Source organism: Methyloversatilis sp., assembly GCF_030696805.1.
Lineage (GTDB): Bacteria > Pseudomonadota > Gammaproteobacteria > Burkholderiales > Rhodocyclaceae > Methyloversatilis.
On the sequence record NZ_JAUYRO010000019.1, the window covers coordinates 52,148 to 74,247 of the forward strand.

General features: G+C 65.0%; 25 protein-coding genes. 10 read left to right on the top strand and 15 right to left on the bottom strand.

Translation table 11 applies throughout. The features are described 5' to 3' along the window. Positions 1-130: 130 nt before the first annotated feature. The 11 genes from Q8R75_RS02525 to Q8R75_RS02575 form a co-directional block, all read right to left on the bottom strand. Complete coding sequence (locus tag Q8R75_RS02525) at positions 131-502, bottom strand: DUF779 domain-containing protein (protein WP_305613790.1); 372 nt, start codon at positions 500-502, stop codon at positions 131-133. Positions 503-825: 323 nt separating this feature from the next. Continuing rightward, positions 826-3,273 (bottom strand): TonB-dependent receptor, encoded by a 2,448-nt coding sequence (locus Q8R75_RS02530; RefSeq protein ID WP_305613789.1) that lies wholly within the window; start codon positions 3,271-3,273, stop codon positions 826-828. Positions 3,274-3,354: 81 nt separating this feature from the next. Then, positions 3,355-4,110 carry a PEPxxWA-CTERM sorting domain-containing protein gene (locus Q8R75_RS02535; RefSeq protein ID WP_305612312.1) on the bottom strand — a complete coding sequence of 252 codons (756 nt, stop codon included), beginning with the start codon at positions 4,108-4,110 and terminating at the stop codon, positions 3,355-3,357. A gap of 310 nt (positions 4,111-4,420) precedes the next feature. Next, positions 4,421-5,035, bottom strand: a complete 615-nt coding sequence (rpsD, locus tag Q8R75_RS02540) for a 30S ribosomal protein S4 (protein WP_305612311.1) — start codon at positions 5,033-5,035, stop codon at positions 4,421-4,423. A gap of 17 nt (positions 5,036-5,052) precedes the next feature. After that, the gene (locus Q8R75_RS02545; RefSeq protein WP_305612309.1) at positions 5,053-5,298 is read right to left on the bottom strand and encodes a hypothetical protein; all 246 of its coding nucleotides are present in this window, start codon (positions 5,296-5,298) and stop codon (positions 5,053-5,055) included. A gap of 242 nt (positions 5,299-5,540) precedes the next feature. Next, positions 5,541-5,960 carry a biopolymer transporter ExbD gene (locus Q8R75_RS02550; RefSeq protein WP_305612307.1) on the bottom strand — a complete coding sequence of 140 codons (420 nt, stop codon included), beginning with the start codon at positions 5,958-5,960 and terminating at the stop codon, positions 5,541-5,543. A 14-nt stretch (positions 5,961-5,974) separates the two neighbouring features. Further along, positions 5,975-6,745 (bottom strand): MotA/TolQ/ExbB proton channel family protein, encoded by a 771-nt coding sequence (locus Q8R75_RS02555; protein WP_305612306.1) that lies wholly within the window; start codon positions 6,743-6,745, stop codon positions 5,975-5,977. A gap of 87 nt (positions 6,746-6,832) precedes the next feature. Then, the gene (locus tag Q8R75_RS02560; protein ID WP_305612304.1) at positions 6,833-7,636 is read right to left on the bottom strand and encodes an energy transducer TonB; all 804 of its coding nucleotides are present in this window, start codon (positions 7,634-7,636) and stop codon (positions 6,833-6,835) included. Between the two features lie 178 nt (positions 7,637-7,814). Continuing rightward, the gene (bfr, locus tag Q8R75_RS02565; protein WP_305612302.1) at positions 7,815-8,294 is read right to left on the bottom strand and encodes a bacterioferritin; all 480 of its coding nucleotides are present in this window, start codon (positions 8,292-8,294) and stop codon (positions 7,815-7,817) included. An 88-nt stretch (positions 8,295-8,382) separates the two neighbouring features. Further along, positions 8,383-8,598: a (2Fe-2S)-binding protein gene (locus Q8R75_RS02570; protein ID WP_305612301.1), complete on the bottom strand. Its 216-nt coding sequence runs from the start codon at positions 8,596-8,598 to the stop codon at positions 8,383-8,385. Between the two features lie 7 nt (positions 8,599-8,605). After that, positions 8,606-8,791 (bottom strand): hemin uptake protein HemP, encoded by a 186-nt coding sequence (locus tag Q8R75_RS02575; protein WP_305612299.1) that lies wholly within the window; start codon positions 8,789-8,791, stop codon positions 8,606-8,608. Positions 8,792-8,978: 187 nt separating this feature from the next. Between Q8R75_RS02575 and dmeF the strand changes: the two genes are divergently transcribed. Both dmeF and ppa read left to right on the top strand, forming a co-directional pair. Further along, a complete protein-coding gene (gene dmeF, locus Q8R75_RS02580) occupies positions 8,979-9,962 on the top strand; it encodes a CDF family Co(II)/Ni(II) efflux transporter DmeF (protein WP_305612297.1) in 984 nt (327 codons plus the stop codon). A gap of 27 nt (positions 9,963-9,989) precedes the next feature. Beyond that, positions 9,990-10,538 (top strand): inorganic diphosphatase, encoded by a 549-nt coding sequence (gene ppa, locus Q8R75_RS02585; RefSeq protein ID WP_305612295.1) that lies wholly within the window; start codon positions 9,990-9,992, stop codon positions 10,536-10,538. Between the two features lie 70 nt (positions 10,539-10,608). Here the strand turns inward: ppa and Q8R75_RS02590 are convergent, their stop codons facing one another. The 4 genes from Q8R75_RS02590 to xseA all read right to left on the bottom strand — a co-directional run bounded on the left by Q8R75_RS02590 (position 10,609) and on the right by xseA (position 14,322). Further along, positions 10,609-11,745 (bottom strand): GNAT family N-acetyltransferase, encoded by a 1,137-nt coding sequence (locus Q8R75_RS02590; RefSeq protein WP_305612293.1) that lies wholly within the window; start codon positions 11,743-11,745, stop codon positions 10,609-10,611. Further along, positions 11,746-12,135 (bottom strand): 4a-hydroxytetrahydrobiopterin dehydratase, encoded by a 390-nt coding sequence (locus Q8R75_RS02595; RefSeq protein ID WP_305612314.1) that lies wholly within the window; start codon positions 12,133-12,135, stop codon positions 11,746-11,748. A gap of 118 nt (positions 12,136-12,253) precedes the next feature. Beyond that, positions 12,254-12,841: a superoxide dismutase gene (locus tag Q8R75_RS02600; protein ID WP_305612292.1), complete on the bottom strand. Its 588-nt coding sequence runs from the start codon at positions 12,839-12,841 to the stop codon at positions 12,254-12,256. A 110-nt stretch (positions 12,842-12,951) separates the two neighbouring features. Next, positions 12,952-14,322 (bottom strand): exodeoxyribonuclease VII large subunit, encoded by a 1,371-nt coding sequence (xseA, locus tag Q8R75_RS02605; RefSeq protein ID WP_305612291.1) that lies wholly within the window; start codon positions 14,320-14,322, stop codon positions 12,952-12,954. 227 nt (positions 14,323-14,549) lie between these two features. Here xseA and Q8R75_RS02610 point away from each other — a divergent pair, with 227 nt between their 5' ends. The 8 genes from Q8R75_RS02610 to Q8R75_RS02645 all read left to right on the top strand — a co-directional run bounded on the left by Q8R75_RS02610 (position 14,550) and on the right by Q8R75_RS02645 (position 21,978). Then, positions 14,550-15,161: a MotA/TolQ/ExbB proton channel family protein gene (locus Q8R75_RS02610; protein WP_305612289.1), complete on the top strand. Its 612-nt coding sequence runs from the start codon at positions 14,550-14,552 to the stop codon at positions 15,159-15,161. Positions 15,162-15,170: 9 nt separating this feature from the next. Next, positions 15,171-15,599 carry a biopolymer transporter ExbD gene (locus Q8R75_RS02615; RefSeq protein ID WP_305612287.1) on the top strand — a complete coding sequence of 143 codons (429 nt, stop codon included), beginning with the start codon at positions 15,171-15,173 and terminating at the stop codon, positions 15,597-15,599. Further along, on the top strand, positions 15,596-16,612 hold the full coding sequence (gene lpxK, locus Q8R75_RS02620) for a tetraacyldisaccharide 4'-kinase (RefSeq protein WP_305612285.1): 1,017 nt from the start codon (positions 15,596-15,598) through the stop codon (positions 16,610-16,612). The genes Q8R75_RS02615 and lpxK overlap by 4 nt, the downstream gene beginning before the upstream one ends. Then, a complete protein-coding gene (locus Q8R75_RS02625) occupies positions 16,593-16,814 on the top strand; it encodes a Trm112 family protein (protein WP_305612284.1) in 222 nt (73 codons plus the stop codon). Before lpxK ends, Q8R75_RS02625 begins: the two co-directional genes overlap by 20 nt. 10 nt (positions 16,815-16,824) lie before the next feature. Further along, complete coding sequence (gene kdsB, locus Q8R75_RS02630) at positions 16,825-17,589, top strand: 3-deoxy-manno-octulosonate cytidylyltransferase (RefSeq protein ID WP_305612282.1); 765 nt, start codon at positions 16,825-16,827, stop codon at positions 17,587-17,589. Between the two features lie 142 nt (positions 17,590-17,731). Next, positions 17,732-18,385, top strand: a complete 654-nt coding sequence (gene adk, locus Q8R75_RS02635) for an adenylate kinase (RefSeq protein WP_305612280.1) — start codon at positions 17,732-17,734, stop codon at positions 18,383-18,385. Positions 18,386-18,390: 5 nt separating this feature from the next. Next, on the top strand, positions 18,391-19,647 hold the full coding sequence (locus tag Q8R75_RS02640) for a 6-phosphofructokinase (RefSeq protein WP_305612279.1): 1,257 nt from the start codon (positions 18,391-18,393) through the stop codon (positions 19,645-19,647). A 171-nt stretch (positions 19,648-19,818) separates the two neighbouring features. Beyond that, entirely contained in the window at positions 19,819-21,978 is a 2,160-nt protein-coding gene (locus Q8R75_RS02645; RefSeq protein ID WP_305626142.1) for a sodium-translocating pyrophosphatase, read from the top strand. Positions 21,979-22,100: the final 122 nt, after the last annotated feature.

The window sequence follows — 22,100 nt, forward strand, 5'->3', positions numbered from 1 at the left end:
CCGGAATGTCCGTCGCGGCAGCGCCGCGCTGTGTTGAACCGGTTCAAATAATAATGATTCTCAGTTCGGTGTCAAGCGAAACAGCTGGAGGGCGGCGGGAGCTTGTCCCACCGGCGCGCAGTGCGCAGGCTCAACTGGCGTGCGGACGCAACACGAAGCGGTCGGTCAGGGCGGGCGTGCCGTGCGGCGTGACCGAGGGGTTGAGCACGTCGAGCAGATACGCGCCTTCGCCCAGTCGCGCAAAAGTCGATGCGTCGAGCCAGTATTCGCAACCGGCGATCTCGCCCAGCTTCACGTCGGAGTCGCCGAGCGCGATCGAGCCGATTGGCCGACACAGCGGCTGCACGCTTTCGGCCATCGCACCGTGGCGGAACATCAGCGGGCCGTAGCGCGCAGACAGCCGGATGATGAGCATGACGGCGTCAATGCTGGCGGTCAGCGATACGACCGGAACATGACCGGCACCGTGGGGCGAGCATTCAGGGTCGGAGGAATGTGGCATGTGCGGATGTCGAGGCGCGACGTGTGGGTCATGTGCAATGGTTCGTGTGCGTCGCACCTGCAGGCCGGCTCACACGACGGTTGAATCAGCAAATCCTGCGCCATGTCAGGCGATGCGCTGCAGGATACGGGCGGGAAAGGAAAACTGCGGAATTCTCCGGATGGCCGTTTGCGCGGGTGTCCAGTAACGGTGCACCGGACTGTCCATGGCTGAAACGTCACCCTGCTGAAATACCAGTAAATGCGCGGATTTTGTCAGCCTCGCACGATAGTCGGAATATGAAAAACAGTTCCGGTTTGTGCGATGACGAGGCATCGGCATGATCAGAAGCGCAGCGTCAGCGACAGCTTCGCGCTGCGGCCCGGCGCCTGCACGCCGACCGCGCCGGCGAAGCCGTCCTGCAGGCAATACACCTCGTCGGTCAGATTGTCGATGTTGAGCCGCAGCACGGCGTCAGGTGTCACACGCCAACTGGCGAACAGGTCGAACACCCGCGCACCAAACTGGGTACCGATACGACCGATGCCTTCGATGAACAGCGTGCCCGGGCGTGAGCACACGGTGGGTTCGGTGCCTGCGCTGGCGCGCCGCTCGCCGATGTCGCGCATGCGCAGACCGGCTTCGACCCGTCCGTCGAAGCCGCGCACGCCGGCGCTGGCGCTCAGCGTGTCGCCTGGCACACCATAGATCGCGTAGTCGGTGCCGGCGACCGGGTTCGTGATGCGGCCGTCGATCTGCGACCAGGCGAGTGTGGCGAAGCTGCGCAGTCCGTCGTAGGACACCTCGAGTTCGCTGCCCTTGCGTCGTTCGCGACCTGGCTGACCCACACTGCCGCCAATATTCGAGATGGATTGCAGCAGATGACGGGTGTGGATGTCGTACCAGGTCGCGCGTGCCTGCCAGCGCCCGTCGGCGGCACTCGTCGGCTGCGGCGACCACGCGATCGTCAGTTCGTGGTTGGACGATTCCTGCGGCCGATAGAGCCCGCCGCAGATTTCGTTTGCCGGCGCCAGATCGAGCGCCGCGTTGTAAGGAAGGCCAATGCCCGACGGGTCATACAGCGGATTAGCGGCCGTGACCGGGCTGTTGGCGGGGCCCAGGTCAAGAGGGGTGCTTTTCGCGCAGCGGCTGGCAAAACTGCCGCGCGCGAAATATTCGTCGACCAATGGCGGCCGGAAGGCTTCGTTGTAGCGTGCGGTGAGCGATACATCACTGGCCGGTATGCGCCAGGTCAGCGCGAGCGCTGGCGACACCTTGACAAAGCGCAGGTCGGGCGACTGGCCGGCGGCAATCATGTTGGTGCGCGTCTGGCCTTCGGCGCTCACGTGGTAGCGGTCGATGCGCGCACCCGGCGTCAGCGTGAACGCGCCGTAGGTCATCGCGTTCTCGATGATCAGCGCGTCGGACACCTTGTCGCCGGGCGGCTGTGCTTCGTTGAAACCGCCAGGATAATTATTCGCATTGGTGTTGGCGTTCGACGTCACGCGCACGATGTCGCGGCTGTTGCGGATGCCCTGGTAACCCACGGTCAGCACGCCGCGCAGCTCGCCCAGCGTGTAGCGCAGGTCATTGAACAGTTCGCCGGTCCAGATGGCATAGCGCCAGTCGTCGTTGCAGCGGTCGACCCGGAAGGCGGCCGGCAGCAGTCGCGACGGTGACACGCAGATGCGGCTCTGGCCGATCAGGTGCAGGTCGGCCAGTTCGGTCGTTTCGTAGGCCAGCGTGCCGCGCAGTGCGATCCATGAATCCGGCGGCAGATAGCGCAGCGACAGATTGGTCGTGGTGTCGTCGATGCTGCGCTGGACGATGCCGAAGCCGCCGGCACCGCTTGCGGTCGCGTCGTATGGCGCGCGCTCGGGCCCTCCGGTGTAGCGCGTCTGGCTCAGTTCGATCAGCAGATCGTCGGTGGCGTAGAAACTCGCCTTGACAAAGCGGCTTTCCGACGATGTGGCGGTCAGGTCGAGGCGCTCGCCGTCGGGCAGGCGGAAGTCATCGGAATCGCGCCGCGCGACCGACACGATGAGGTCGAGGTGGGCGTTCGGCCGGCCATAGACGGTCACCATGCGCAACCGCTCGCGGCTGTTCCAGTTGTAGCCGTATTTCACCTCGCTGCCGAAGGTCTGGCCCGGCTTCAGGAAGTCAGACGCCGATTTGGTGGTGGCCGATACAGTGCCGCCAAGTGCGCCCGACCCGGCGGTAACTGACGGGCCGCGCTCGACCTGCAGTGCCTTGAGCAGTTCAGGCTCGATGAACACACCGCTTCCGAAGCGGTACTTTTCGAAGCCCTTGACCGCGCCGTCGACCTTGAACAGCACGTCCTCGTTGTCGGAAAAGCCGCGCAGATTGAATTTCATGCCGCTGGCGCGCGGTCCGCCATCGACTGCCACGCCGGGTATGTCCTTGAGGATGTCGAAAATGGTGCTGGCCTGGCGCCGCTCGATTGCGGCGGCATTGATGACGGTGACCGGGCGGTCCGGCGGCAGTTCTATCTCGACCGGGCGCTGCAGCTCGCGTTCGTCGGTCACCTCGACTTCGGGCAGCACGGTCGGGTCGTCGCTGATTGCCTCGGCGACTTTCCGTACGTCGGGCAGCGCAGCGGACGGTGCAGTCGATCGGGCACTCTGTTCCCGGGTGACGCGGTCGGGTGCGCTCGTGCCCTGTGCACCGGCCGCCGACGCGGCGAGACAGGCGAACGCGCACAGTCCGGCGGCAGGCCAGGAGGCGGAGCGGCGGAAGATTCGCCTTGCGGCTGTGGAGGGCTGGGGTGTCACGGGAGGTCTGCAACGGATGCGGCGCGCAGCGCGCGCCGCAGGGTGGGCCGCCGGACCTGATCGTCCGGCGGTGGGCGGCGATCAGCCTTTCGTGATGCGGCGACGCGCGCTCAGCGTGATCAGCCCCAGACCGCCCAGCATCAGCGCCCAGGTTTCCGGTTCGGGCACCGGTGCCGTCACCAGCTGGTCCAGTTGAAAGGCTTCGGTCTGCGAGTGGGTGTCGGTCCCGAAGGTGATGCGGAAGCTGTCGACCGGCACGGCGACGCCCAATGCCGCGAGATTCCACGTGAAGGTGGCGTGGTTCGGGTTGTTCGGGTCCGAAGCCACGACCTGACCGGTGAAGAAGTCGGTGTAGCTGAGGTTTTCGGTTTCCACCAGCGAGGCAGTCAGGAACTGAGTGCCGTTGTTGTAGCTCAGGCGGGGCTCGTAACCGGGTTCGAACAGGCCATCGACGCCATTGGCGCCACGGCTGATGTTGATATAGCTCTGGAACACGATGCTGGTCAGTCCTTCGACCGCGTCGGCGACCTTCATTTCGAAGCTCGAACCTGCGCCGCTGAACTGATAGAGCCCGGCCGACGCCGGGTAGGCACCACCCGACATCTTGCGGAATATCGTGTCGCCCGCGCTGCCGTCGACGTTGGCGACCAGGCCGGCGATCAGTTGCGCGGTCGTGATGCGGCCAGCCGTCAGATTGTTGAAACCGTCGCTGGCGACCGAATCGGCCAGTGAGGTGAAGGATTCGTGCGCGGTGGCCGCGACCGACTGACCGGCGAATGCAAAGGAGAGTACGGCGGCGGTGGTGAGGGCTGCGCTGGGCAGGCGTGACGTGATCATGGTTGACCTCTCGAAGCGGGTTGAAGATGTGGAGCCGGCGCGGATGCGCGGCCGTTGACAGGTGACGCTCCCGGTTGCCGCAGGACAGCGATGGGAACCGGTGATGCAGATCGATGAAGCGAACAGCGACATGTCAGCGTCTCCTGAAGATGCGTGACTGGCTGGATCGCGTGAGCGGATCTGGCTGGCAGCCCCGGCCGCGGCGCGGGCGGGGGAAAGGGAAAGCAGCAGCGAAGAACAAGCAGCAGCTGGAAAGCCACGGCAGGCGGATCGGGGCAGGGCGCCCGATCAACCTTGGCCAGGCGCGAGATCAGACGCGCAGGGCGTAGAACTCGACCACCTTCTGAGCTTCGAATGCGAAGGGCGTCGCATCGCCCGGCGGCAGATGAACGAGGCGCAGGCTCAGCGTTGCGGCGTCGAAGGCGATCCATTCAGCCCGTTCGAGCGGCGGTGTCTGCAGCGCATCGACCACGCTCTGGACGGTGCGACCCCTGTCGGTCAGGGTGATGGTGTCGCCGACGCGCAGCCGGATTGACGGAATGTTCACGCGCCGTCCGTTGAGCAGGACATGCTTGTGGCGTACCAGCTGGCGTGCCGCCGGAATCGTCGGTGCCAGGCCGCCGCGGAACACGATGTTGTCGATCCGACGCTCGAGCAGTTCGACCAGTTTTTCGCCGGTCGGCAGTTTCGAGCGTTCGGCTTCACGGAACACGCCGCGTAGTTGCGTTTCGTTGAGGCCGTAGTTGTAGCGCAGCTTCTGCTTTTCCATCAGCTGGGCGCCGAATTCCGATTTGCGGCGGTTCGGACGGGCGCCATGCTGGCCGGGCGGCGAGGTGCGGTTTTCGATGTTCTTGCGGGTCAGACCGGGCAGGTCGGTGCCCAGTGCGCGCAGCACGCGCAGGCGGGGGCCGGTGTAGCGGGACATGTTCGGGGTTCTCCGGATCAGTGGGCGGCGCGCCGGCCGGCATCGCCGACGGCATGCAGGCTCCAGCGGCCGATGAGTGCGTCGCACACCTCTCGCATCAGGGGATCGGCGCGCTCGTCCTCGGCCACCACTTCGAGATGGCGGATCACCATCTGGGCGACTTCCGGGCACGGACGTTCCGCAAACCGGGTCATGACGAACAGCGTGGCCGCGGCCAGCATGTTCGGACTGGCGTCGCCAGTGGCACTGTGTTCGGTCGTCATACCTGCATCCTCCGGCGGTTGGGCGTGCGGTGCACGGGGTGGCTGGCGGGTGGCTGCCGGGGCAGCAGGCTGGCGCATGTCCTGTTCGGTAATGAATAGGAATGATTCGCATTCAATCACGCAGGTTGCGGCGTGTCAAGCGTCGCCGTGCGTGCAGCCGGTGAAGCAATGTGTCGGCAGCCGGCCGGTCGCGACGAAAAAAAACCGCCGGTCAGGGCGGTTTCTTTCAGGGCGCAGACGCCTTACTTCGCGCTGGAAGGATCCGTCACGAAGCCGATGCGGGTGAGGCCGAGCCGTGCCGCCTCGCTCATGACGTATGCCACCGAGCGGTAGGGTACGTTCTGGTCGGCACGCAGCTGGATCTCTGCGCTCTTGTCGCGCGCAGCCGCCTCCTGCAGCTTCACCTTCAGCGTTTCCTTGTCGATCTTCTCGCCCGACCAGAACAGCTGCTCGTCGGCACCGATCGCAATCTGGATGTTCTCCGGTGGCAGTTCGTTCGCGGAGGTCGATTCCTTGGGCAGGTCGACTTTCACCGCGTGGGTCAGCAGCGGTGCGGTCACCATGAAGATGATCAGCAGCACCAGCATCACGTCGATCAGCGGAATCATGTTGATTTCCGCCATCGGCCCGTCGTCTTCCTGTTCGAAACTTGCAAAGGCCATGACCGTGCTCCCGCTCAGTGCGCCGGACGCGCGGCGTCGCGGCCGTGCTCGACCAGCGACAGCACGCGGTCGCCGGTGGCTTTCGGATCATTCGTGCCGACGTCCTTGATGCCCGTGGACAGCATGACGAACACGTCGTGCGCGAAGCTGTTCAGTTCGGCCATGACATTGCGCGTCGAACGGGCGAAAAAGTTGAATGCCAGCGCCGCCGGGATGGCGGTGGCCAGACCGATGGCGGTCATGATGAGCGCCTCGCCGACCGGGCCGGCCACCTTGTCCAGCGTGCCCTGACCGGACATGCCGATCGCCAGCAGCGCGTGATAGATCCCCCACACCGTGCCCAGCAGACCGATGAAGGGCGCGCTTGACGCGACCGATGCGAGAAAGGTCTGGCCGTACTCCATGCGACTGCGGTCGCGTTCGATCGAACGCTTCAGCGCACGGGTCAGGAATTCGTCGGCGCTGCCGGTGGCGATCAGGCCGCGCGCGCCTGCCTTGCCGTTGCGCAGCGTTTCGATTGCGCTGAAACCCTCATGCACCAGATGCGAAAAAGGGTCGGTGACGCCATTGGAACGCATGTCGCGCGCCACGTCTTCCAGTGACGATGCGTTCCAGAAGCGGTCCATGAACTGGCCGCTGGCACTGCGCTGGCGCAGTGCGACGATGCCCTTGAGCACGATCAGGAACCAGGTGCCGATGGAGGCGAGCGCCATCAGCACGACGATGGTGATTGCGACAGCATCCGCGTTCGACAGGAAGTGCGCAAAACCCAGTGATTCATTCATCAAGACTCTCCATGTGAAGCCAGATTCAAAGCCATAGTGCAAAAAAGGATCGCCGCGCAGTGTACGCCAGCGGTTGCGCCGGTCAAATCATCGCGGCAGGCCGAAGCTGAGCGGCACCAGAACCGATTCTGCAACGGCTTCGGTACCGCGCCGTGCCGGCACGAACTTCCACTTGCGCACCGCTTCCAGCGCAGCCTCATCCAGTCGGGGGTAGCCGCTCGATTTTTCGATATCGACCTTCGATGGCAGGCCGTTTGCCTCGACCATCACCCGTAGCATCACCCGGCCTTCTTCTCCGCTACGGCGCGAAAGCATCGGGTAGGCCGGTTTCGGGTTCGACAGGTAGGCGGCGTCGAAGCGCGGCGGTTCCGATGGTGGAGCGGCGGCCACTGGTGCTGCCGTGACTGCGGCGGGCGCCGGCGCGGCCGCGGGTACGGCGTCGATCGCAACCGGTTCCGGCGGCGCAGGTTCCTGTACCGGGGCGCTCTCGGCGCTCGGCGAATCTGCTGCTGCAGTCAGCTTCGGCAGTACGACTTCCTTGCGCCGGGGCACCGGTCTGGTGACCGGCTTCGGCGGCTCGGGCTCCACCTTCGGTTGCTCGCGCACCGGTTCGATCTCAGCCATCGGCAGCGGTTCCGGCGCAATCAGCGTCGCCAGCATGAGGGTGGCGGGCGCGCTGGGCAGCGGCAGCTGGACGTGCATCAGCCAGAACAGCGCGAGGGCATGCAGCAGCAGTACGGTGCCGAATGAAAAGATGCGCGCCGGCGCGCCGGCATCGGGCAGGCCGGACCACCGGCCCGACCGGGTATCCGGCGTCGCAGCAAGGCGGAAGGCGGGTGGCAGATGCGGTGGCAGCGTTCCGGCACCACCCGCAAGCGCTGCGCTGCTCATGGCGCGCATACGGGTGACGACCGGCGGACAGGGGCCATCAAGGGGCGGGCGGGCAACGTCACGGCAGGCATTGTGGGAAGGAACATCAGTGCTACTTCAACGTCGGTTGAGGGCCGTAGTCGTGACGGGAAGGGAGCGGCGGGCTGCTATTACCCATCCCGCCCCTCTGAAAGGCAGCTCAGCTGCCGATTTCTCCCATCGCGGCCTGCGTGTAATTCTGCAATCCCATCTTGTCGATCAGATCAATCTGGGTTTCCAGCCAGTCGATATGTTCTTCGGTATCCGCCAGGATCGAACGGAACAGGTCGCGCGACACGTAATCACCAACCGTTTCGCTGCAGGCGATCGCTTCCTTCAGCGTCGTGTGCGATATGTGCTCGATCTTCAGGTCACAGCCCAGCATTTCCGGCACGTTCTCGCCGATCAGCAGCTTGTGCAGATCCTGCAGGTTGGGCAGGCCTTCGAGCAGAAGAATGCGTTCAATCAACGCATCCGCATGCTTCATTTCCTCGATCGACTCGTGGTGTTCGTGGTCGCCAAGCTGCTTCAGGCCCCAGCTCTTGTACATTTTAGCGTGCAGGAAATACTGGTTGATCGCCGTCAGTTCATTCACCAGCTGCTTGTTCAGATACTGCAGAACCTTTTTGTCGCCCTTCATGTGCCGTCTCCTGTTCAGGCGGTGTCACTGGCGTGACGCCTGATCGTATTCTAGGCCACACGAACGATTGTGTTGCACAGCATCAATTTCAGGCGGCGCAGGCAGACGCCAGCGGCGTGTGCGCAACAAGCGCTCTCAGATCTGCCCGGGCGGCGTCGATCACTTCCTTTGCGGCGCGCACGCACTTGCCGCAATCCCGGCAGCAGCCAAGCTGTCCTGCCACGTCCCGCACGCTGCGGCAACCGGTGCTGACCGCGGCCTTGATGTCCCGGTCGGTGACCGGTTCGCACAGACAGATGTACATGGCGACCCTATTTGGTAAGTATCAACTTGCCGTTGCGCGTGAGGCGCAATGAGTAAAGCTCGCCACCGTGACTGATGGCAACCTGCTTGCGGCCACCCAGCAGCGTTGCCGAATCGAGCGTCGGCGACGGATCGGGTGACGCGACGGATGCGTTGGCGGGTGTCTGCGGCAGCGGAAGTGCAGGCGTATTCATGTGCCAACAAACAAATAAGAATGAGAATGGTTCGTATTAATACAGAACGCCGTTCCTGTGTCAAGCGTTCGCTGCGCGCGCGTGCGACACACCCGGCCAACCGGTTTGCACTGCGTGCTCACCACGCCGGGCAGCAATCGCATCAGCGCGATGTCACAGGGTCAGCGTCGCACCCTACAATCGCCCGATGAACACACCTCACCGCGACGTACAGGACACGAACGTGTCGTCCTGCCCGACACGTCAGCCCGACTTCCTGGTTTCGCAACGTCAGGCTGAAAGGGCGGTCGGCCATGTGCTGTGGCTGAGTGCGATCGCCATGTTGACGGAAATCGTCGCCGGCCATCTGACCGGGTCGATGGCGTTGCTGGCCGACGGCTGGCATATGGCGACGCATGTGGCCGCCATGGGCATCAGCGCATTTGCGTACATGTATATGCGCAGGCATGCCGGTCAGGCGCACTACAGTTTCGGACCGGGCAAGGTGTCCTATCTGGCGGCCTACTCGTCCAGCCTGCTGCTCGCCGGTGTTGCGCTTGCCATGCTGTACGAGGCGGCGTCGCGGCTGCAGGCGCCGCATGTCATCCATTACGACGAAGCGCTCGCGGTCGCGGTGCTCGGGCTGGTCGTCAATCTCCTCAGCGCATGGCTTTTGCACGGCCACGATCATGACCACGACCACGACCATGACCATGACGGAGACGAGCAAGCGCACGGGCACGCAGACCAGAATCTGCGCGCCGCCTATATTCACGTGGTGGCCGACGCGATCACGTCGGTCGCCGCCATCGTGGCGCTGATTGCCGGCAAGTGGGCCGGCATGGCCTGGCTGGACCCGGTCATGGCGGCGCTCGGCGGCGTGCTCATCCTGCGCTGGGCCTGGCGACTGGCCGGCGAGAGTGCCGGCGTGCTGCTGGATCGTCAGATTGACAGTCATCTGATGCACGACATCCACGCCTGCCTCGCACGACACGGCGTGCGCGCGCTCGACCTGCACCTTTGGCTGCTTGCCCCGGGGCGCCATGCGCTGCTGCTGACGCTCGCGGGCGCGCCGGAGCTGGATGCTGACCGTTTGCGGCATGAACTGGGTGCCATGGCGACGCTGGCCCATGTGACACTGGATGTCGTGTCGCGGGAGGTATCTTCTGTTGCGCCGCAACAATCGTTATAATCGCGGGCTTTTCAAAAGGAGCGAGACATGGGTCTGGAACGAGTTCCGTCGGGCAAGGATCTGCCCAACGATTTCAACGTGGTCATCGAAATCCCGATGCATTCGGACCCGGTCAAGTACGAAGTGGACAAAGAGTCCGGTGCCGTCTTCGTCGACCGCTTCATGTCGACCGCGATGCACTACCCGTGCAACTACGGCTACATCCCGCACACCATCGCCGGCGACGGCGATCCGGTCGACGTGCTCGTACTGGCGCAGTTCGCGCTGCCGCCTGGCGTGGTGGTTCGCTGCCGCCCGATCGGCATGTTGAAGATGGTCGACGAAGCCGGCGAAGATGCCAAGCTGCTGGCGGTGCCGGTGGACAAGCTCACGCCCATGTACCGCTCGGTGCAGAGCCCGCGCGATCTGCCGCAGATCCTGCTGGACCAGATTTCGCACTTCTTCGAGCACTACAAGGATCTGGAACCCGGCAAGTTCGTCAAGGTTCAGGGCTGGGGCGACATCGAAGATGCCAAGCGCGAAATCATGTCGGGTGTCGACGCCTACCAGACAGCGGCAGACAAGCCGGCGTTCTAGTATCGGCCGACTTTGAATCGAAGGCGGCTTGCGATTCGATGTCGGCTCACCCCGGTCGCCCAACGCACGCTCACACCGCCTGTCGGTAGGGCGTGCGCTCTTCGAGTTCGTCGATGTGCAGCGCCACGCCGGCGCGCTCCCGTTCCAGGTAGCGCGCCACGGCTTCGGCAAAATCCGCGTCGCGCAGCCAGTGCGCCGACCAGGTAGTTTCCGGCACAAAACCGCGTGCCATCTTGTGTTCGCCCTGGGCGCCGCCTTCGAACACCTCAAGCTTGCGCTCGATCGCATATTCGATGCCCTGGTGGTAGCAGGCCTCGAAGTGCAGGCAGGGCCGATGTTCGAGCTCGCCCCAGTAACGACCATACAGCCGCCTGTCGTCGCGCAGGTTCAGTGCACAGGCGATGTCGCGCCCGCCTGCAGCTGCCACAACCAGCATCAGCGCATGCGGCACACGTTCGCGCAGCAACTCAAAAAAGCGGAAGTTCAGATAGGGGCGCTGGCCGCGCACGCGATAGGTATTGCTGTAGCACTTGAAGAACAGCGCAAGGTCGGCGTCGCGGATGTCCGGTCCGTCGATGCGCCGCAGCGTCACGCCGGCGTCGGCCACGCGGCGCCGCTCCTGCCGGATCTTCTTTCGCTTGTCGCGCGCCAGCGACGACAGGAAGGTTTCGTAGCTGTCGTAGCCGGCGTTGTACCAATGAAACTGCACCGACTGGCGCAACAGCAGCGACGTATGCCGGAGCGCGGCCAATGAGTCAGCATCCGGGAACAGCAGGTGGGCGGACGACACGTCGCTGTCGCGCGCATGGGCCAGCCAGGCGTCGAGCAGCGCGGTGCGCGCCGTCGTGTCGCGCGCCAGCAGCCGCGGGCCGGGCACCGGCGTGAACGGAATGGCGCTCAGCAGCTTGGGGTAGTAGGGGCGCCCGGTCCGTTCAAGCGCTTCGGCCCATGACCAATCGAACACGTACTCGCCATAGCTGTGCAACTTGCGGTAGCCGGGCAGCGCGGCGATCAGTCGCCCGCCCTCGTGGATCGAAAGGTGGTCCGGCTGCCAGCCGGATGCTTCGCTGACGCAACCGGAACTTTCGAAAGCGTCCAGCAGCGCGTGCGACAGCGTGGCGTGGCCGCCGGTCAGTGCGTCCCACTGCGCCGCGTCGAGCTCGGCGATCGCGTCATGGCGCTCGACGCGCAGAACCGGTCCGCTCACTCAGTCGTACTTGATGTACTTGAAGCGCGGGTCGTCAGGCGTGCCGGCCAGCGCCGAGCCTTCCGTCAGCGCGGGCTGCCACATGACGACCTCTTCGATCTTCCTCGCCAGCTGGAAGTCGCGCTCGGTCACACCCTTGGCTTCGTGGTTCATCAGCTTGACGATCACGAAGGCGTAGGACACCGCGAGATCCGGGTGGTGAAAAGCCGCTTCGGCCAGATGACCGACCGTATTCACGACCATCAATGTGCCCTTCCAGCCGCTGGTCTTGTACTTGCGGCGTATCCAGCCGTCCTCGTAATACCACTTCGGCAGCTCGCCCTTCAGGCGGGCGTCGATTTCTTCCGGCGTGAAGGCCTCGTTCGGCCCGGCTGTTCTCCACTGCGTCATGTTGTTGCTCCTCGGGTGGATGGGTGAAGCCATGAAAAACGCGCTGTCCCGCCCGGCCAGGGCCGGACGAGGCAGCGCGCATCGGCGTCGCATGCCGGAGGCAAGCTCCGGCGGGCGGTCAGGCCGCGAAGTTCTTCGCAGCGAAGTCCCAGTTTGCGAGACTGGCGAGGAAAGTATCGACGAAGTCCGGGCGGCGGTTGCGGTAGTCGATGTAGTAGGCGTGTTCCCACACGTCGAGCGTCAGCAACGGCTTGGCGTCGGAATTGAGCGGCGTGCCGGCACCGCTGGTGTTGACGATGTCCAGCGAGCCGTCCGGCTTTCTGACCAGCCAGGTCCAGCCGGAGCCGAAGTTGCCGACCGCCGACGCCTTGAACGCCTTCTTGAATTCGTCGAAGCTGCCCCACTTGACATCGATGGCTGCCGCCAGCGCGCCGGTCGGCGCACCGCCGCCTGCGGGTTTCATGCTGCTCCAGAAGAAGCTGTGGTTCCACACCTGTGCGGAGTTGTTGAATACGCCGCCAGCCGGTGCCTTCTTGACGATGGCTTCCAGATCGAGGTTTTCGAACTCGGTGCCCTTGATCAGGTTGTTCAGGTTGGTGGCGTAGGTCTGATGGTGCTTGCCGTAATGAAATTCGAGGGTTTCGCGCGAAATGTGCGGAGCCAGAGCGTCGAGCGCGTAAGGCAGCGGGGGCAGCGTGTGTTCCATGGTGTCTCCCAGTCGTGTCAGTTCAAAATCAGGTTATCAAGTTTAGGGTTGCCCAAGTCCCAGCACAAGGCAAAGCTTGCAGGCAGAAGGGCTCCCTCAGGTGCCGGGTCTCAGGTGCGCGGTGTTTCATCGGCGGCAGCCGGTGCGTCGACGCGATTGACCGTCACGCCGGCCGCGCCACGTCCCAGTTGCAGTTCGAGACCTTGCCCGGCTGCAAGCGTAGCGGCGTCGCGCACGATGCGACCTTCGCTGTCGCGCACGATGGCGAAGCCGCGCGCCAGCACGGCACCTGGATCGAGTTGAGCCAATTGCGCCGCGTTGAGACCACTGCGGTGGCGTGCGGTTTCAAGCAGCCAGCGCGCCGAAGTGCGCAGCCGCTCGGTGAGCCGCAGCAGTGCGGCCTGACGGCGCGCGAGATCGGGGCGTCTGTCGTGCAGGCGCTGCGTCAGGGCATCGGTGTGGCGGCGCTGCTGCGCCAGGCTGACCTCGCGGGCGCGGCGCATGCGCGCGTGCAGCGCATGCAGACGCTCACCTGCCCGCGTCAGTTGTCGTGCCGGCGCATGCAGTCTCGACGACAGGTCGTCGAGCCGCTGGCCGCGTCGCTCGACACGGGCGCGCATGGCCCGGGCCAGCCGCTGCGCCAGTCCGATCAGCCGGGCGGCCGCCTCGACGTGGCCGGCGCTGACCAGCTCGGCGGCGGCGGTCGGCGTGGCGGCACGCATGTCCGCCACGAAGTCGGCGATTGAAAAGTCCGTTTCGTGCCCGACCCCGGTGACGACCGGCATCGGGCAGGCGGCGATGGCGCGCGCCACCGCCTCGTCGTTGAAGGCGGCCAGGTCTTCCGCCGATCCGCCGCCGCGCACCAGCAGCAGGACGTCGCAACCGAGGCGCCCGGCCCGCGTGATGGCGGCGGCGATCTGCGCTGGCGCATCCGCGCCCTGCACAAGACAGGGCAGCACCGTCACCTCGACATGTCGGGCGCGCCGTGCCAGCGTGATCAGCACGTCGCGCAGTGCGGCACCCGACGCCGAGGTGACCACGGCCAGCCGGGCTGGCAGCGCTGGCAGCGGCCGCTTGCGCGCGGCGTCGAACAGGCCTTCCTGTTCCAGCTTTGCCTTCAGGCGCAGAAAGGCGTCGTGCAGCGCCCCCGGGCCGGCCGGGCGCATCGCATCGACGGTCAGCTGGAAGTCGCCGCGCGCCTCGTACAGCGACACCTGTGCGCGTACCTCGACGCGCAGTCCGGCGCGCACTTCGAACGGCAGCAACTGGCTGCGGTTGCGGAACATGACGCAGCGCACCTGGGCCAGTTCGTCCTTCAGCGAAAAATAAAGGTGCCCCGATGCAGCCCGCGTCACCCCCGACAGTTCGCCGCTGACCCAGAGCACCGGAAAGCTGCGCTCCAGCGTCAGCCGGGCGCGTCGCACCAGTTCGGAAACCGGCATGCCGGAGCCGTTGCCCGGCATCGGTGATTCAGAAACCATCGTTCACCACGCTGTCATCGAAGCTTAATTTTTGATCGCTGCAAGAAAAACGCCTGTACCGGGCGCGCTTTGTCGCCGTCGGCCAGCCGCTACCCACACGGTTATCCACAAGTTCTGTGGATAACCCCGTCCGACGGCATGCTGCGATGCGCAAACACATCGGGTCAGGGTTGCCCCGGCTGATGTCGCAGGCTACAGTTCGCCGCTTGCTGACGAGGGGAGCGCACGTGTTTGACATCATCCGGGCGGCCGGCTGGCCCATCTGGCCGCTGATTGCGTCGTCCATCATTGCCCTGGCGCTGATATTCGAACGTCTGGCAAGCCTGCGACGCAGCAAGGTGGTGCCTCCGGCGCTACTCGATTCGGTGCTGGCCGACCTGAAGGGCGGTCTGCCGAACGCCGACATGATACGCCGCGTCGCTGCCCACTCGCCGCTCGGCCGCGTGCTGGCAGCCGGCCTGCGCAACGTGCGCAACCCGCGCGAAATCATGAAGGAAGCGATCGAGGAAGAAGGGCGTTCGGTGGTGCATCACCTCGAGCGCTATCTGACCACGCTGGGCACCATCGCCGCAGCCGCACCGCTGATGGGGCTGTTCGGAACGGTCGTCGGCATGATCGAAATCTTCGCTTCGCAGACGGCGACCGGCAGCAATCCGCAACAGCTCGCCAGTGGCATTTCGATCGCGCTGTACAACACCGGATTCGGCCTGCTGGTGGCGATACCGGCACTGATCTTCCACCGCTATTTTCGCGGTCTGGTCGATGACTTCGTGGTCGAGATGGAGCAGCTTGCGATCAAGCTGGTCGAAGTCGTACATGGCGAGCGTTCGGCGAAGTAGGGCGCCCAGATGAACTTCCGACGCGGACGGGCACGCGAAGAGCTGGAAATCAACCTGATTCCGCTGATCGACGTACTGTTGGTCATCCTCATCTTCCTGATGGTGTCCACGACGTATTCGAAAACGGCCGGCCTCGAAATCACGCTGCCCAGCGCGCAGGCGCCGGAGGCCGAGCCGGTAGCGCGCGAAATCAATGTGATGATCACTGCGCGTGGCGACATTCTGGTCGATCGTCAGCCGGTGCCTGCCGGAGACATCGAACGGCTGCGCAGTGCCCTGGCGGGTGCTGCGTCGGGCAAGGACGATCCGGTGGTGATCATTTCGTCGGACCGCGACGCCCGGCTGCAGTCGTCGATCGATGTCATGCAGGCTGCGCAGAAAGCCGGCATCGCCGGTATTTCCTTCGCCACCCAGTCCGACGCGCCGGCCGGTCGATGAGCGCAGCGCGGGCGCTGCCCGAAGCCTGGCAACGGCGCGGGTGGCTGGCCTGGCTGCTGTGGCCGCTGTCCCTTCTGTACCGGCTGGTCACCACGCTGCGCCGGGCCGGCTTTCGCGCCGGCGTGTTTCGCGCCGACCGGCTGCCGGTACCCGTGGTGGTCATCGGCAACATCATTGCCGGCGGTGCCGGCAAGACCCCGCTCACCCTCTACCTCGCCCGGGCGCTGACGGCTCGCGGTCACCGGCCGCTCATCGTGTCGCGCGGCTACGGCGGGGCGGTGCACGGTGTGCATGAGGTGGCGCCCGACGATGACCCGGCGCGCTGCGGCGATGAAGCCCTGTTGCTGGCACGGCGCAGCGGCGTGCCGGTGTGGGTCGGACGTCGCCGTGCGGAGGTCGCCCGCGCGGCAATTGCCCGTCATCCGCAGTGCGACGTCGTGCTGTGCGACGACGGTCTGCAGCACTACGCACTGGCGCGCGATATCGAGATCGCGGTGTTTGACCGGCGCGGCGTCATGAACGGATTTCATCTGCCGGCCGGCCCGCTGCGCGAACCGCCATCGCGTCTGGCACAGGTGTTTGCGCAGGTGCTCAATGGCACGCCGGATGCACCGGTGACCGGCCCGCCGCGTTTTTCGATGCATCTGAAGGGTGAACGCTTCCATCGTCTCGGCCATCCCGGGGACAGCGCAGGTGTCGCCGACCTGCAAGGTCTGCGTCTGCACGCCGTGGCCGGCATCGGCGAGCCGGCGCGCTTCTTCGACCACCTTCGCGCACTCGGACTGACGTTCGTTGCGCATCCGTTTCCCGATCATCACGCGTATTCGGCCCGGGACCTGACGTTTGAGGACTGCGATGCCTTGCTGCTGACCGAGAAGGACGCGGTAAAATGTTACGGATTGTCGGACACCCCTGTGTGGGTATTGCCGGTCGAGGCACACCTCGATCCTGATCTGGCGGCCCGGGTATCCGACCGCCTTGCGGAGCTGAAGAATGGACCCCCGACTACTTGAAATTCTCGTCTGCCCGGTCACCAAGGGACCACTGGTGCTTGACCGTGCGCGCAACGAGCTGCAGTGCAAGGCGAGCCGCCTTGCCTACCCGATCCGCGACGGCATTCCGGTCATGCTGGAAGACGAAGCGCGCGAAATGACCGAGGACGAAGTGGCCGCATTGCGCGACGCGGCGCCGGGTCGCGGTACGGCGTCGATCTGAGGCGCTCATCATGTTCAAGGTGGTGATTCCCGCCCGCTTCGCCTCGACCCGCCTTCCCGGCAAGCCCCTGCTCGACATCGGTGGCATGCCGATGGTCGTGCGTGTCGCGCAGCAGGCGGCGCGCAGCGGCGCCGACGCGCTGGTGGTGGCGACCGATCATGAAGGCATCGCCGCCGCGGTCACGGCGCACGGTTTCCAGGCGGTGATGACACGCAGCGACCACTCGACCGGCACCGACCGCATCGCCGAAGTCGCGGAGCAACTGGGCTGGTCACCCGCGACCGTGGTGGTCAATGTGCAGGGCGACGAACCTTTGATCGATCCGGACCTGATCCGTGCCGTCGCACTGGCGCTCGATCAGGATCCCGAATCATCGATCGCGACCGCCAGCAGCGCCATCACGGAGGCGGCTGATTTCTTCAGTCCCGGCGTGGTGAAGGTGGTGTGCGATGCGCAGGGCCGCGCGATGTATTTTTCGCGCGCACCGATCCCGTGGGCGCGCGACGAATTTGCCGTCTCGCGCGACGTGCTGCCACCCGGTCTGGATGCGCAGCGCCACATCGGCATCTACGCGTACCGGGTGCGCTTCCTGCAGAAGAACGCCCGCCTCTCGCCGGCGGCAGCCGAGCAGTGCGAGGCGCTGGAACAGTTGCGCGCCCTGTGGCACGGTCACCGCATCCGCGTCGTCGGCAATGTCGCCATGCCACACGCCGGCGTCGATACCGAAGACGATCTGGCGCGCATGCGTGCGCTGTTCGCCAGCGGCGTTGCGTGACGCACTGCGGTTTGACCGCGCCGCACATTGGCGGTAAGTTCGCGCCCGCTGACATCAGACGGTAAAGAAGCCGGTGCGGCCTGCAAAAGAATAATCCGGACATCACATCAACCCCGACAACAACACCACATCAGGAGCGGACATGCGCCTCATTCTTCTGGGCCCGCCGGGCGCCGGCAAAGGTACTCAGGCCACCTTCATCAAGGAACGCTTCAGCATTCCGCAGATTTCGACCGGTGACATGCTGCGTGCCGCGGTGAAGGCCGGCACACCGCTCGGCATCGAAGCCAAGAAGGTGATGGATTCCGGTGGCCTGGTGTCGGACGACCTCATCATCGGGCTGGTCAAGGACCGCCTGCTGGCCGACGACTGCAAGGCCGGCTACATGTTCGATGGCTTCCCGCGCACCATTCCGCAAGCCGACGCGATGAAACAGGCCAGCGTGGCGATCGACTTCGTGCTGGAAATCCAGGTGCCCGATTCGGACATCATCACCCGCATGAGCGGCCGCCGCGCCCATCTGGCGTCGGGCCGCACCTATCATGTGGTGTTCAACCCGCCGAAGGTCGAAGGCATCGACGACGTAACCGGCGAGCCGCTTGTACAGCGCGATGACGACCGCGAAGAAGTGGTGAAGAAGCGTCTCGAGGTGTACCACTCGCAGACGCGTCCGCTGGTCGATTACTACTCCGGCTGGGCCCAGCGCGGCGAGCCGGGCGCACCACAGTACCGCGCCATCTCGGGCGTCGGTCCGGTGGACGAGGTGATGAAGCGCGCACTTGAGGCACTGCGCTGACACTGATGCCCGCAAACCTGTTTTACGCGCAGTCCGGTGGCGTCACCGCCGTCATCAACGCCACCGCCTGCGGTGTCATCCAGGCTGCCCGCGAGCAGGGCGGTCGCATCGGCAAGGTATTTGCCGGGCGCAACGGCATACTCGGTGCGCTGCACGAAGACCTGATCGACACATCGTTCGAAAGCGACTCGGCCATCGCTGCCCTGCGTCACACGCCGGGCGGCGCCTTCGGCTCCTGCCGCTACAAGCTGAAGGGACTGGACGAAAGCCGTGCGCACTACGAGCGGCTGATCGATGTGTTCCGGGCGCATGACATCCGCTACTTCCTGTACAACGGCGGCAACGACTCGATGGACACCGCATGGAAGGTGTCGCAGATCGCCGAGCGCCTGAATTACCCGCTGGTGTGCGTCGGTGTGCCGAAAACGGTCGACAACGATCTGGTCGGCACCGACAACTGTCCCGGCTTCGGTTCGGTGGCGAAATACGTCGCCGTGTCGATGATGGAAGCCGGACTCGATGTCGCGTCGATGGCGCGCACGTCGACCAAGATATTCGTCATGGAAGTGATGGGCCGGCACGCCGGCTGGATCACCGCGGCAGCCGGACTGGCTGCGCGCAATGCAGGCGATGCGCCGCACCTCCTGCTGTTTCCCGAAATCCCCTTCGATCAAGCCGCCTTCATGGCACGTGTCGATGCCTGCGTGCGCGAACACCAGTTCTGCGCCATCGCGGTGTCGGAAGGCCTGCGTGGGCCTGACGGCAAGCTGCTGGCCGAATCGGGCACGCGTGACGCGTTCGGCCATGCCCAGTTGGGTGGCGTCGGCCAGCAGGTGGCCGAGTTGATCAAGGCGCAACTCGGTCACAAGTATCACTGGGCGCTGCCCGACTACCTGCAGCGCAGCGGCCGCCACATCGCGTCTGCTACCGATGCTGCGCAAGCCCATGCACTGGGTCGCCGCGCAGTCGAACTGGCGCTCGAAGGACGCAATGCCGTGATGCCTGCCATCGTGCGCACCGCCGACAGTCCCTACCAATGGGAGATCGGCGTCGTGCAGCTCGCGGATGTGGCCAACCACGAAAAGATGATGCCCAGGGATTTCATTTCCGAAGACGGCTTCGGCATCACCGACGCCTGCCGGAAATACCTGCAGCCGCTGATTGCGGGCGAGGACTATCCGCCCTATGTCGACGGCCTGCCGGCCTACGTGAGCCTGAAGAACGAAAGTGTGGCGGCTGTGCTGCCCGCATTCGGAGGCTGACACAGACCACGTGCAACCGCTTGTTGCAGCCCGCTCACCCGCGGGCTGCCGATTTACCAGGGCAGCAGCCGGGGAGGCGGCGCCCGGCGATCCACAAGATCGCTGCAGCTTTCGGATGTCCTGCTTCGGCGGGATGTCCATCTGGCGCAGTAAAACAAGGGGGGAGGGGTGATGTTGTCGTCCGGTCTGATATTCGCGCTCGTGTGTTCCGTGGTCGCCATTGCGTATGGCGCCGTATCCAGCAAGTGGATTCTTGCTCAACCCAGCGGCAACGAGCGCATGCGCGAAATTGCCGATGCAGTGCAGGTGGGCGCCCAGGCCTATCTGAACCGGCAGTACCGGACGATTGCCATCGTCGGCGCCGTCCTCACCGTTGTCCTGTGGCTCACGCTCGGCACCTCGACCGCCGCCGGATTCGTCATCGGCGCAGTGCTGTCGGGCGCGGCCGGCTATATCGGCATGAACGTGTCGGTGCGCGCCAATGTGCGTACGGCGGAAGCCGCGCGCAAGGGCATTTCCGAAGCGTTCGACGTCGCCTTCCGCGGCGGCGCCATCACCGGCATGCTGGTGGTCGGCATGGGCCTGCTGGGGGTGGCAGGCTACTACGCGATCCTGAAAGGCTCGGCCGCGCACGACGCGACGATCGATCAGATCATCCATCCGCTGATCGGGCTGGGCTTCGGTTCGTCGCTCATTTCGATCTTCGCGCGTCTCGGTGGCGGCATCTTCACCAAGGGTGCCGATGTCGGCGCCGATCTGGTGGGCAAGGTCGAAGCCGGCATCCCGGAAGACGACCCGCGCAACCCGGCGGTGATCGCCGATAACGTGGGCGACAACGTCGGTGATTGCGCAGGCATGGCGGCCGACCTGTTCGAAACCTATGCGGTGACCATCGTGGCCACCATGCTGCTCGGCTCGCTGCTGCTCAAATCCAATGCCGAGGCGGCAGTGATCTACCCGCTGGCGCTGGGCGGCTTTTCGATCATCGCGTCCATCATCGGCTGCATCTTCGTCAAGGCGAAGCCGGGGCAGAAGATCATGGGCGCGCTGTACCGCGGCCTGATCGTGGCCGGGGTGCTGGCGACCATCGCCTTCTATCCGCTGACCGCCGCGCTGATTCCCGACGACGCGCTGAACGCCGTCATGGGCATCGACGGTGGCGCGCATATGCGGCTCTACCTCGCGGCCCTGGTGGGTCTGGCGCTGACCGGGCTGATGGTGGTGATCACCGAGTACTACACCAGCACCGAATTCAAGCCGGTGCGCCACATCGCGGAAGCGTCGACCACGGGTCACGGCACCAACATCATCGCCGGCCTCGGCGTGTCGATGAAGTCGTGCGCCTGGCCGGTGCTGTCGGTGTGCGCTGCGATCTGGGCCGCCTACACGCTGGGCGGTCTTTACGGCATCGCGATCGCCGCGACGTCCATGCTCAGCATGTCCGGCATCATCGTCGCACTCGATGCCTACGGTCCGATCACCGACAACGCCGGCGGCATCGCCGAAATGTCCGATCTGCCTGCTTCGGTGCGTGCGGTGACCGATCCGCTGGATGCCGTGGGCAATACGACCAAGGCGGTCACCAAAGGTTATGCCATCGGCTCGGCCGGTCTGGCCGCACTGGTGCTGTTCGCCGACTATACGCACGCGCTTGAGGCGGTCGGTCACAGCGTCACCTTCGATCTGGCCAACCCGGCGGTCATCATCGGCCTGTTCATCGGCGGCCTGATTCCCTACCTGTTCGGCGCCATGGCGATGGAGGCGGTGGGTCGTTCGGCCGGAGCGGTGGTGGTCGAAGTGCGCCGCCAGTTCAAGGAAATCCCCGGCATCATGGAAGGCACGGCCAAGCCGGACTATTCGAAGGCGGTCGACATGCTGACTGCGGCGGCGATCAAGGAAATGATGATCCCGTCGCTGCTGCCGGTGCTGGTGCCGGTCATCGTGGCCTTCGGCATGGCCTTCCTGATGGGGCCGGAAGCCGGCGTGCAGGCGCTGGGCGGTCTGTTGATGGGCACCATCGTGACCGGTCTGTTCGTCGCGATTTCCATGACCACCGGTGGCGGTGCGTGGGACAACGCGAAGAAGTACATCGAGGACGGTCACTTCGGCGGCAAGGGATCCGAGGCGCACAAGGCCGCGGTGACCGGCGACACGGTGGGTGACCCGTACAAGGACACGGCCGGTCCGGCGGTCAATCCGCTGATCAAGATCATCAACATCGTCGCGCTGCTGATCGTGCCGCTGCTGCCGTCGGCGACCGGTTCCGCGGTCAGTGCCGCCAACCCGACGGTATCGGTAGCTCAGGTGCAGCAGGTCGAACAGGCACGCTGAGCATTCAATGAACTGAAAAAGCCGTGCCGGAGATCCGGCACGGCTTTTTTTTGGTTCGTCGCGCCTTCGCCTGGTCGGAGATTGTCTGCCCTGGATGCTTCGGGCGGCGTGCCGCCGAATTC